This is a genomic window from Pseudomonas sp. GNP013, assembly GCF_054343995.1.
In genome coordinates this window covers 4,668,481-4,680,109 of the sequence record NZ_JBTGUT010000001.1, presented here as the reverse complement: position 1 = coordinate 4,680,109, position 11,629 = coordinate 4,668,481, and the positions used below count along the sequence as shown (strand labels likewise).

Here is an 11,629-nt window from a genome sequence, read left to right as displayed (position 1 = left end):
ATGACTAGTTTGCATGCCGACGAGGCGTTCCTCGGCCACTACCAGTTGAGCCACGACCCCTTCGCTCCACGGGTGCCTGGTTTCAAATTCTTCCCGGCCCAGCGCAAGCCGGTGCTGGGTCAGTTGCATCACCTTGCGCGCTACAGCCAGCTACTGCTGGTGGTGACGGGCCCGCTGGGCAGCGGCAAGACCTTGCTGCGCCAGGCGCTGGTTGCCAGCACCAACAAACAGTCGGTGCAGAGTGTGGTGGTGTCGGCCCGTGGTGCCGGCGATGCGGCGGGTGTGTTGCGTCAGGTCGCCCAGGCGCTGGACGTGGCCAACGCCGAGCCCAATGCCATTCTCAAGCAGGTGGTGCAGTTGGGCCTGACCGGTCAGGAAGTCTACCTGCTGGTGGACGACGCCGAGCAGCTCGACGAATCCGCCCTTGAGGCGCTGCTGGCGCTGGCCGCCGGTACGCCGGAAGGCCGCCCGCATGTGTTCCTGTTTGGTGAGTCGTCGTTGATCGCCGATCTGGAGCAGATCAGCGGCGAACAGGAGCTGTTCCACGTTATCGAGTTGCAGCCCTACGAAGAAGAAGAAACCCGCGAATACCTGGCCCAGCGCCTTGAAGGCGCCGGGGCGGGTATCGAACTTTTCACGGCAAATCAGATCTCTGATATTCACGAAAGCTCCGATGGCTGGCCTGGAAACATCAATCAGGTTGCCCGCGATGCGATGATCGAAGCCATGATTGCCAGCCGCTCCGCGGTCAAGCGTCCAAAGATGGGGTTCACTATGCCTAAGAAGCACGTATTGGCCATTTCCGCTGTTGTCGTGGTCGCCGTTGCCGCCGCCTGGTTGATCCCGGGCCGCAGCAAGGCGCCGACCACGGCCGGCGCGCCAACGGAACAGGCGCAGTTGCCACTGGGCAAGCCCACACCGAACGTCGAGTTCGCCAACTCCGGTCAACCAACCAACCTGCCGATGGTCGGCCAGCCGGTGATGCGCGGTCCGCTCGCCGAAGAAGCCGGTGGCATCTCCGAAGGTGACGACGGCGTGCCGGTGGAAGGCTCCAGCGCCACTCCGCCGACCGTCACCACCACCGCACCGCCAGCCGGCGTACCGGCGGGCAAGCCTGCACCGGCACCTGCCGCAACCCCGACTCCGGCACCGACGGTCGCCACCGCCAAGCCCGCGCCGGTGACCAAGCCGGTCACGCCTGCACCTGCCGCCAAGCCCGCGCCGACCACCGCCGCCAAGCCGGCCGAGAAGCCAGCCACTGTCGCCAAGGCCAGCGCCGCCGGCAGCGGCTGGTACGCCAGCCAGCCTACCGGCAATTTCGTGGTGCAGATCCTGGGCACCAGCTCCGAAGCCAATGCCCAGGCGTTCGTGAAGGAGCAGGGCGGCGAGTACCGTTATTTCAAGAAAGTGCTCAACGGCAAGCCTCTCTACGTGATCACTTACGGCAACTTCACCAGCCGTGCCGCGGCTGATTCCGCGATCAAAACCTTGCCAGCGAAGGTTCAGGCTGGTAAACCTTGGCCTCGCACCGTTGCCAGCGTTCAACAAGAACTGGCAACTGCTCGCTGAAGATCCGGCGGCCTTACCCAGGCCGCCCTCCCGGCACCTCAAAAAAACTACAACAGCGTGCAGCCCTGAAGGCCGCGCGCTTTGTGGTGTCTGCGTCACGGTAGCTTTTGAGTCGTGGCAGTCAAAATTAAAAAAGTTTTGACTAGCACAGCATATCGCTTTAAACCTTTCATAAATGCGACATAGATTTGCGACATTTCGTCGCTAAATTTGTGAGCGTTCGTGTCGGTGTGTACAATGACCTCCCTTTTGCCCCCGCTAAGCCGGCGTACGTTCGGCGTGGAAGGTAACCGGTTGAATTGAAAAGAAATTTGCCTCGGTATAAGAGGCAGCCTGGTGAGAAAGTGTCTATGAAAGCAGGTCTGTACCAACCCGATGAATTCAAGGATAACTGCGGTTTCGGCCTGATAGCCCACATGCAGGGCGAGCCCAGTCATACCCTTTTGCAAACGGCCATCGAGGCCCTGACCTGCATGACCCACCGCGGTGGGATCAACGCCGACGGCAAGACCGGTGACGGTTGCGGCTTGCTGATTCAAAAGCCCGACCTGTTCCTGCGCGCTGTGGCCAAACAGCATTTTTCGGTCGACCTGCCCAAGCAATACGCGGTGGGCATGGTGTTTTTCAACCAGGACCCGGTCAAAGCCGAAGCCGCTCGCGAAAACATGAACCGCGAGATCGTCGCCGCCGGCCTGCAACTGATCGGCTGGCGCAAAGTGCCGATCGACACCAGCGTGCTCGGCCGCCTGGCCAACGAGCGCCTGCCGCAGATCGAACAAGTGTTCATCGCAGGCGACGGTCTGAGCGACCAGGACATGGCGATCAAGCTGTTCACCTCGCGTCGTCGTTCGTCGGTGCTCAACGCCGCCGACACCGATCACTACATCTGCAGCTTTTCCCACAAGACCATCATTTACAAAGGCCTGATGATGCCGGCGGACCTCGCCGCCTTCTATCCGGACCTGAGCGATGAGCGCCTGCAAACCGCAATCTGCGTGTTCCACCAGCGCTTCTCCACCAACACCCTGCCAAAATGGCCGCTGGCTCAGCCATTCCGCTTCCTCGCCCACAACGGCGAGATCAACACCATCACCGGCAACCGCAACTGGGCCGTGGCCCGTCGCACCAAGTTCGCCAACGATCTGATGGACCTCGAAGAGCTCGGCCCGCTGGTCAACCGCGTGGGTTCCGACTCTTCCAGCATGGACAACATGCTCGAACTGATGGTCACCGGCGGCATCGACCTGTTCCGTGGCGTGCGCATGATCATTCCGCCTGCGTGGCAGAACGTCGAAACCATGGACCCGGACCTTCGTGCATTCTACGAGTACAACTCGATGCACATGGAACCGTGGGACGGCCCGGCCGGCGTGGTCATGACCGACGGCCGCTACGCGGTGTGCCTGCTCGACCGTAACGGTCTGCGCCCGGCGCGTTGGGTCACCACCACCAACGGCTTTATCACCCTGGCCTCGGAAATCGGCGTGTGGGACTACAAGCCTGAAGACGTCATCGCCAAAGGCCGCGTGGGCCCTGGCCAGATCCTGGCCGTGGACACCGAAACCGGGCAGATCCTCGACACTGACGCCATCGACAACCGCTTGAAGTCGCGTCACCCCTACAAGCAATGGCTGCGCAAGAACGCCCTGCGCATCCAGGCGACCATGGAAGACAACGACCACGGCTCGGCTTTCTACGACGTAGACCAACTCAAGCAATACATGAAGATGTATCAGGTCACGTTCGAGGAGCGCGATCAGGTGCTGCGCCCGCTCGGCGAGCAAGGCTATGAGGCAGTCGGTTCCATGGGCGATGACACGCCAATGGCCGTGCTGTCCCAGCGTGTGCGCACGCCGTACGACTATTTCCGCCAGCAGTTCGCCCAGGTGACCAACCCGCCGATCGACCCGCTGCGCGAAGCCATCGTGATGTCCCTGGAAGTGTGCCTCGGTGCCGAGCGCAACATCTTCCAGGAATCGCCTGAGCACGCCTCCCGCGTGATCCTCAGCTCGCCGGTGATTTCCCCGGCCAAGTGGCGCTCGCTGATGACCCTGGAGCGTCCGGGCTTCGACCGCCAGATCATCGACCTGAACTACGACGAGAGTGTTGGCCTGGAAGCCGCCGTGCGCAACGTCGCCGATCAGGCCGAAGAAGCCGTGCGTGCCGGGCGTACCCAGATCGTGCTGACCGACCGTCATATCGCGCCGGGCAAGCTGCCGATCCACGCCTCGCTCGCCACGGGTGCGGTGCACCACCGCCTGACCGAAAAAGGCCTTCGTTGCGACTCCAACATCCTCGTCGAAACCGCCACCGCCCGTGACCCGCATCACTTTGCGGTGCTGATCGGCTTCGGCGCTTCGGCGGTGTACCCGTTCCTGGCCTACGAAGTGCTGGGCGACCTGATCCGTACCGGTGAAGTGCTGGGCGACCTCTATGAGGTGTTCAAGAACTACCGTAAAGGCATCACCAAAGGCCTGCTGAAGATCCTGTCGAAGATGGGCATCTCCACCGTCACGTCCTATCGCGGCGCGCAGTTGTTCGAAGCCATTGGCCTGTCCGAAGAAGTCTGCGAGTTGAGCTTCCGTGGTGTGCCGAGCCGCATCAAGGGTGCACGCTTCGTCGACATCGAAGCTGAACAGAAAGCCCTGGCAGCCGAAGCCTGGAGCGCGCGCAAGCCGATCCAGCAAGGCGGCCTGCTCAAGTTCGTGCACGGTGGTGAATACCACGCCTACAACCCGGACGTGGTCAGCACCCTGCAAGCCGCCGTGCAGCAGGGCGACTACGCCAAGTTCAAGCAGTACACGAGCCTGGTGGATAACCGCCCGGTGTCGATGATCCGCGACCTGTTCAAGGTGAAGACCCTGGACACGCCGATGGACATCAGTGAAGTCGAACCGCTGGAATCGATCCTCAAGCGTTTCGACTCCGCCGGTATTTCCCTGGGCGCCCTGTCGCCCGAGGCCCACGAAGCCCTGGCCGAAGCCATGAACCGCCTGGGTGCGCGTTCCAACTCCGGCGAAGGCGGCGAAGACCCGGCGCGCTACGGCACGCTGAAAAGCTCGAAGATCAAGCAGGTGGCGACCGGCCGATTCGGCGTTACCCCGGAATACCTGGTCAACGCCGAAGTGCTGCAGATCAAGGTGGCCCAGGGCGCCAAGCCGGGTGAGGGCGGGCAACTGCCGGGCGGCAAGGTCAACGGCCTGATCGCCAAGCTGCGCTACGCAGTGCCCGGCGTGACGCTGATTTCGCCGCCGCCGCACCACGACATCTATTCGATCGAAGACTTGTCGCAGCTGATTTTCGACCTCAAGCAAGTCAACCCGCAGGCGCTGGTCTCGGTGAAACTGGTGGCGGAAGCCGGCGTGGGTACCATTGCCGCCGGCGTGGCCAAGGCCTATGCCGACCTGATCACCATCTCCGGCTACGACGGCGGCACTGGCGCATCGCCGCTGACCTCCATCAAGTACGCCGGTGCACCGTGGGAGCTGGGTCTGGCTGAAACCCACCAGACCCTGCGCGGCAACGACCTGCGCGGCAAGGTGCGGGTACAGACCGACGGCGGCCTGAAAACCGGCCTCGACGTGATCAAGGCCGCGATCCTCGGCGCCGAGAGCTTCGGCTTCGGCACCGCGCCGATGATCGCCCTGGGCTGCAAATACCTGCGCATCTGCCACCTGAACAACTGCGCCACCGGCGTCGCCACGCAGAACGAAAAACTGCGCAAGGACCACTACATCGGCACCGTCGACATGGTGGTGAATTTCTTCACCTACGTCGCCGAAGAGACCCGTGAGTGGCTGGCCAAGCTGGGCGTGCGCTCGCTGGAAGAACTGATCGGGCGCACCGATCTGCTGGAAATCCTTCAGGGTCAGACCGCCAAGCAACAGCACCTGGACCTCACGCCGCTGTTGGGCAGCGATCACATCCCGGCCGACAAACCGCAGTTCTGCGGCGTGGAGCGTAACCCGCCGTTCGACAAGGGCCTGTTGGCCGAGAAGATGGTCGATATGGCCGGCTCCTCGATCAATGACGCCAGCGGTGGCGAATTCGCTCTGGACATCTGCAACTGCGACCGTTCCATCGGCGCCCGCGTCTCCGGCGAAATCGCGCGCAGGCACGGCAATCAGGGCATGGCGAAAGCGCCGATCACCTTCCGCTTCAAGGGCACCGCAGGCCAGAGTTTCGGCGTGTGGAACGCTGGCGGTCTGCACATGTACCTCGAAGGCGACGCCAACGATTACGTGGGCAAGGGCATGACCGGCGGCAAGCTGGTGATCGTTCCGCCTGCGGGCAGCGTGTACAAGAGCCAGGACAGTGCAATCATCGGCAACACCTGCCTGTACGGCGCTACCGGTGGCAAGCTGTTCGCCGCCGGTACTGCGGGTGAGCGTTTCGCCGTGCGTAACTCCGGTGCCCACACCGTGGTGGAAGGCACTGGCGATCACTGCTGCGAGTACATGACCGGTGGCTTTGTCGCGGTACTGGGCAAGACCGGTTACAACTTCGGTTCGGGCATGACCGGCGGTTTCGCCTACGTGCTCGACCAGGACAACACCTTCGTCGACAAGGTCAACCACGAGTTGGTCGAGATCCAGCGGATCAGCGGCGAAGCCATGGAATCCTACCGGAACCACTTGCAGCACGTGCTGGACGAGTACGTCGAGGAGACCGGCAGCGAATGGGGTCGTAACCTCGCCGAAAACCTCGATGATTTCCTGCGTCGTTTCTGGCTGGTCAAGCCCAAGGCTGCCAACCTGAAATCGTTGCTTTCCAGCATCCGTGCCAACCCGCAGTGATATGCGCCTGAAGAGTTTGATGAGGTTTTAACATGGCTGAACGTCTGAATAACGACTTCCAGTTCATCGATGTCGGGCGCAAAGATCCGAAGAAGAAACTGTTGCGTCAACGCAAGAAAGAGTTCGTGGAAATCTACGAACCCTTCAAACCCCAGCACTCGGCCGACCAGGCCCACCGCTGCCTGGGTTGCGGTAACCCGTATTGCGAATGGAAGTGCCCGGTGCACAACTTCATTCCCAACTGGCTCAAGCTGGTGGCCGAGGGCAACATCCTCGCCGCCGCCGAGCTGTCGCACCAGACCAACACCCTGCCGGAAGTCTGCGGCCGGGTGTGCCCGCAGGACCGTCTGTGCGAGGGTGCCTGCACCCTTAACGATGGTTTTGGCGCGGTGACCATCGGTTCGGTGGAGAAGTACATCACCGACACCGCGTTCGCCATGGGCTGGCGCCCGGACATGTCCAAGGTCAAGCCGACCGGTAAGCGCGTTGCGATCATCGGCGCAGGCCCGGCGGGCCTGGGCTGTGCCGACGTATTGGTGCGCGGCGGCGTGACCCCGGTGGTGTTCGACAAGAACCCGGAAATCGGCGGGCTGCTGACGTTCGGCATTCCCGAATTCAAGCTGGAAAAGACCGTACTGAGCCACCGTCGTGAAGTGTTCACCGGTATGGGTATCGAGTTCCGTCTCAATACCGAGATCGGCAAGGACATCACCATGGAGCAGTTGCTCGCCGAATACGACGCTGTGTTCATGGGCATGGGCACCTACACCTACATGAAGGGCGGTTTTGCCGGTGAGGACCTGCCGGGCGTGTATGACGCGCTCGACTTCCTGATCGCCAACGTCAACCGCAACCTGGGCTTTGAAAAGGCGCCGGAAGATTTCGTCGACATGAAGGGCAAGAAGGTCGTGGTACTCGGCGGTGGCGACACCGCGATGGACTGCAACCGCACCTCGATCCGCCAGGGCGCCAAGTCGGTGACCTGCGCCTATCGCCGTGACGAAGCCAACATGCCGGGCTCGCGCAAAGAGGTGAAGAACGCCAAGGAAGAAGGTGTGAAATTCCTCTACAACCGCCAGCCGATTGCCATCGTCGGTGAAGACCGTGTCGAAGGCGTGAAGGTGGTCGAGACCCGTCTCGGCGAACCGGACGCCCGTGGCCGTCGCAGCCCCGAGCCGATCCCGGGTTCCGAAGAGATCATCCCGGCCGACGCGGTGGTCATCGCCTTCGGTTTCCGCCCAAGCCCGGCGCCGTGGTTCGAGCAGTTCACCATCCAGACCGACAGCCAGGGCCGCGTGGTGGCCCCGGAACAAGGTCAATACAAGCACCAGACCAGCAACCCGAAAATCTTTGCCGGTGGCGATATGGTGCGCGGCTCTGACCTGGTGGTGACGGCGATCTTCGAAGGCCGCAACGCCGCCGAAGGGATCCTGGACTACCTGCAGGTCTGACTCCTGATCCCAAATTGAAACGGGATCAAAATGTGGGAGGGGGCTTGCTCCCGATGGCAGTGTGTCAGCCAATGAGTTTGGTGACTGATACACCGCAATCGGGAGCAAGCCCCCTCCCACATTTGTCTTGCGGTGTATTCAAGCTACCGCGACAAATTGACCCGATAGACAAAAGGCACGGTGCATTCCGTGCCTTTTGCGTCGTGCTCTGAGAAAATGCCCGCACTTTTTTTGCGGATGCCGACATGACTGCCCTCAAGAACGACCGTTTCCTTCGTGCCCTGCTCAAGCAGCCCGTAGACGTCACGCCTGTGTGGATGATGCGTCAAGCCGGTCGTTACCTGCCGGAATACCGGGCCAGTCGCGCCCATGCCGGCGACTTCATGAGCCTGTGCATGAACCCGCAATTCGCCTGCGAAGTCACGATGCAGCCGCTGGATCGCTACCCGCAACTGGACGCGGCCATCCTTTTCTCCGACATCCTCACCATCCCCGACGCCATGGGCCAGGGCCTGTATTTCGAGACCGGCGAAGGCCCGCGCTTCAGGAAAGTCGTCAGCACCCTGGCCGACATCGAGGCCCTGCCGATTCCCGATCCGCACAAGGATCTCGGCTATGTGATGGATGCCGTCAGCACCATCCGCCGCGAACTCAATGGTCGCGTCCCGCTGATCGGCTTCTCCGGCAGCCCCTGGACCCTGGCTACCTACATGGTCGAAGGCGGTTCGTCGAAAGACTTCCGCAAGACCAAGGCCATGCTCTACGACAATCCGCAGGCCATGCACCTGCTGCTGGACAAGCTGGCGCAGTCGGTCACGGCGTACCTCAACGGCCAGATCATGGCCGGTGCCCAGGCCGTACAGATTTTCGACACCTGGGGCGGCAACCTGTCGGCGGCGGCGTACCAGGAATTCTCCCTGGCCTACATGCGCAAGATCGTCAGCGGCCTGATTCGCGAACACGAAGGCCGCAAAGTGCCGGTCATCCTGTTCACCAAGGGCGGCGGCCTGTGGCTGGAAAGCATCGCCGACGCGGGTGCCGACGCCCTGGGCCTGGACTGGACCTGCGATATCGGCGAAGCGCGCCAGCGCGTGGGTAACCGCGTGGCGCTGCAAGGCAACATGGACCCGACCGTGCTGTACGCCAACCCCGAAGCGATCCGCAACGAAGTCGGCCGCATCCTGGCCAGCTACGGCAAGGGCACCGGGCATGTGTTCAACCTGGGCCATGGCATTACGCCGGAAGTGAACCCTGAGCACGCCGGCGCGTTCCTGCGCGCGGTGCATGAACTGTCGGCGCAGTATCACGAATAAAACACAGAGCAAAAATGTGGGAGGGGGCTTGCCCCCGATAGCGGTGTATCAGTCACCAGATTTGTTGGCTGACACACTGCTATCGGGTTCAAGCCCCCTCCCACATTAAAAGCCAGAAACCTTCAGACCTCCCCCAACGGCGGCAACTTCGCCAGCTTTAACGCCACCAGCAGCGCACCGATCAACAACGCCACGATAAACCCGCCGATCCCGTTCCAGCCGCCCAGGTGCCAGAAGAACCCACCTGCCGTCCCGGCAATGCTCGATCCCGCGTAATAGCTGAACAGATACAGCGACGAGGCCTGCCCCTTGGCCTTGACGGCGCGCCGGCCGATCCAGCTGCTGGCGACCGAGTGGGCAGCGAAGAAGCCGAAGGTGAAGATCAGCATGCCGGGCACGATCAGCCACAGCGGGCTGAACAGGGTCAGGACGAAGCCGGCCAGCATCAATACGATAGTGGCCCACAGCACGCGGCGGCGGCCGAGGCGGTCGGCCAGGGAGCCGATTTTCGCCGAGCTGTAGATGCCCGAGAGGTACACCAGTGACAGCAGACCGACCACCGCCTGGCTCAAGTCGTAGGGATCGGCCAGCAGGCGGTAGCCGATGTAGTTGAACAGCGTCACGAAGGCGCCCATCAGCAGAAAGGCCTCAAGGAACAGCCACGGCAGGCCGGCGTCCCTGAAGTGCATGACAAAGCCGTTCATCAGGCTGCGCGGCTTGAGGCTGCTGGCGCGAAAGTTGCGCGATTCGGGGAGGATCTTCCAGAACACGGTTGCCGCGATCAGTGCCAGGGCACCGATGATCAGCATCGCGGTGTGCCAACTGACGAAGTCGATCAATACGCCGATGATCAGACGCCCGCTCATGCCGCCAATCGCGTTGCCGGCAATGTACAGGCCCATCGCCAGGCCGATGTGCTGCGGGTGAATCTCTTCACTGAGGTAAGTCATCGCCACGGCGGCCAGGCCGCTGAGGGACAGGCCCACCAGCGCACGCATCAGCAGGATGCCCTCCCAGCTCGGCATCAGGCCGCTGGCGAACGTCGCCAGGGCCGCGCAAAACAACGCCGCCACCATCACCGGCTTGCGCCCCAGCCGGTCGGATATCGGTCCGGTGATCAGCAGGCCGAACGCAAGCATTCCCGTGGATACCGACAGGATCAGGCTGCTCTGCGCGGCATTGATGGCGAATTCATGGGACAACGCCGGCATCATCGGCTGCACGCAATACAACAAGGCAAACGTGGCGAAGCCACCACAGAACAGCGCCAGCACTGTGCGCATGAACATCGGCGTGCCTTTTTCGATGAACGCCTCAGTGAGTTCGGCTGCCACCTCATCCAAAGCGGTGGTCGGGACTTCCTGGGCGAACGGAGCGACAGCAGATTTCACGGGGACCTCGGTGGGCAAGACTGCCATGGCCAGCAATGCAAAAAAGAATATAGCTGGCTAATGATTCTTTCCAATATATTGTTCGACCTGTTTGATAGCTTCTGCGACTTAATGGTGAAGGGATGGAATTACGTCATTTGCGCTACTTCATTGCCGTCGCCGAGGAACTGCACTTCGGTCGCGCCGCGCAGGTACTGGGCATCTCGCAACCGCCGCTGAGCCAGCAGATTCAGGCGCTGGAACAGCAAGTGGGCGCGCGTTTATTTGAGCGTACCAACCGGCGCGTTGAGCTGAGCGAAGCGGGGCGCTTGTTCCTGCACGAGGCGCGCCTGGTGCTGGCGCAGGTTGACAAGGCGGCGGATGTAGCGCGGCGTGCGCACATGGGGGAGCTGGGTGAGCTGAAGATCGGCTTTACCTCCTCGGCGCCGATCAACGCCAGCATTCCCCAGGCGATCTATGGCTTTCGCCAGGCGTTCCCGGCCGTTCACCTGACGCTGCGGGAAATGAGCAGTACCCAGGTGGCCGAGGCTTTGGTGGACGAATCGATCCAGGTCGGCTTGATGCGGCCGTTGCCGTTGCCCGATTCCCTGAGTGCCGTCGAGCTGATGCGTGAGCCGCTCGTGGCCGTGTTGAACACCGGCCATCCGTTGACGGCAGGCAGTGAACACGGCTTGCACCTGGCGCAACTGGCCGAGGAACCGTTCGTGTTTTTCCCGCGCAGCTACGGCAGCGGCCTGTACGCCCAACTGCTCGACCTGGCCCGCGACGCCGGCTTCAGCCCGCGCTTTGCGCAGGAGGCTGGCGAAGCGATGACCATCATCGGCCTGGTGGCGGCGGGGCTGGGGGTGTCGGTATTGCCAGCGTCGTACCAGCGCATCCGCATCGATGGGGTGGTGTATCGCACCTTGCTGGACCCTGCCGCGGTGTCAGCGGTATGGCTGGTGCAACGCAAGGGTGTGCAGTCGCCGATGGCGAAGGCGTTTGTGGCGTTGCTCACCCTCAGGACAACGCAATAACCCATGTGGGAGGGGGCTTGCTCCCGATGGCGGAGTGACAGTCGACAGCTGCATGACTGACATACCGCTATCGGGAGCAAGCCCCCTCCCACA

General features: G+C 62.2%; 6 protein-coding genes. 5 read left to right on the top strand and 1 reads right to left on the bottom strand.

The window, feature by feature from the left end; all coding sequences use genetic code 11:
• The 4 genes from ACXX81_RS20605 to hemE all read left to right on the top strand — a co-directional run bounded on the left by ACXX81_RS20605 (position 1) and on the right by hemE (position 9,129).
• Complete coding sequence (locus ACXX81_RS20605; RefSeq protein WP_322212437.1) at positions 1–1,569, top strand: SPOR domain-containing protein; 1,569 nt, start codon at positions 1–3, stop codon at positions 1,567–1,569.
• A 350-nt stretch (positions 1,570–1,919) separates the two neighbouring features.
• Positions 1,920–6,365 (top strand): glutamate synthase large subunit, encoded by a 4,446-nt coding sequence (gene gltB, locus ACXX81_RS20600; RefSeq protein WP_322212438.1) that lies wholly within the window; start codon positions 1,920–1,922, stop codon positions 6,363–6,365.
• A gap of 32 nt (positions 6,366–6,397) precedes the next feature.
• Positions 6,398–7,816 (top strand): glutamate synthase small subunit GltD family protein, encoded by a 1,419-nt coding sequence (locus ACXX81_RS20595; RefSeq protein WP_209987626.1) that lies wholly within the window; start codon positions 6,398–6,400, stop codon positions 7,814–7,816.
• A 245-nt stretch (positions 7,817–8,061) separates the two neighbouring features.
• Positions 8,062–9,129 (top strand): uroporphyrinogen decarboxylase, encoded by a 1,068-nt coding sequence (gene hemE / locus ACXX81_RS20590; protein WP_209987629.1) that lies wholly within the window; start codon positions 8,062–8,064, stop codon positions 9,127–9,129.
• A gap of 122 nt (positions 9,130–9,251) precedes the next feature.
• On the opposite strand, the gene ACXX81_RS20585 is transcribed toward hemE, so the two are convergent.
• Positions 9,252–10,520, bottom strand: a complete 1,269-nt coding sequence (locus ACXX81_RS20585; RefSeq protein ID WP_209987632.1) for an MFS transporter — start codon at positions 10,518–10,520, stop codon at positions 9,252–9,254.
• A 122-nt stretch (positions 10,521–10,642) separates the two neighbouring features.
• On the opposite strand from ACXX81_RS20585, the gene ACXX81_RS20580 reads away from it, so the two are divergent.
• Entirely contained in the window at positions 10,643–11,536 is an 894-nt protein-coding gene (locus ACXX81_RS20580) for a LysR family transcriptional regulator (RefSeq protein ID WP_209987635.1), read from the top strand.
• Positions 11,537–11,629: the final 93 nt, after the last annotated feature.

What these genes read in the sequence shown, in the direction of transcription:
- ACXX81_RS20605 (WP_322212437.1), top strand. Translation starts at nt 1, where the DNA reads ATGACTAGTTTGCATGCCGACGAGGCGTTCCTCGGCCACTACCAGTTG.
- gltB (WP_322212438.1), top strand. Translation starts at nt 1,920, where the DNA reads ATGAAAGCAGGTCTGTACCAACCCGATGAATTCAAGGATAACTGCGGT.
- ACXX81_RS20595 (WP_209987626.1), top strand. Translation starts at nt 6,398, where the DNA reads ATGGCTGAACGTCTGAATAACGACTTCCAGTTCATCGATGTCGGGCGC.
- hemE (WP_209987629.1), top strand. Translation starts at nt 8,062, where the DNA reads ATGACTGCCCTCAAGAACGACCGTTTCCTTCGTGCCCTGCTCAAGCAG.
- ACXX81_RS20580 (WP_209987635.1), top strand. Translation starts at nt 10,643, where the DNA reads ATGGAATTACGTCATTTGCGCTACTTCATTGCCGTCGCCGAGGAACTG.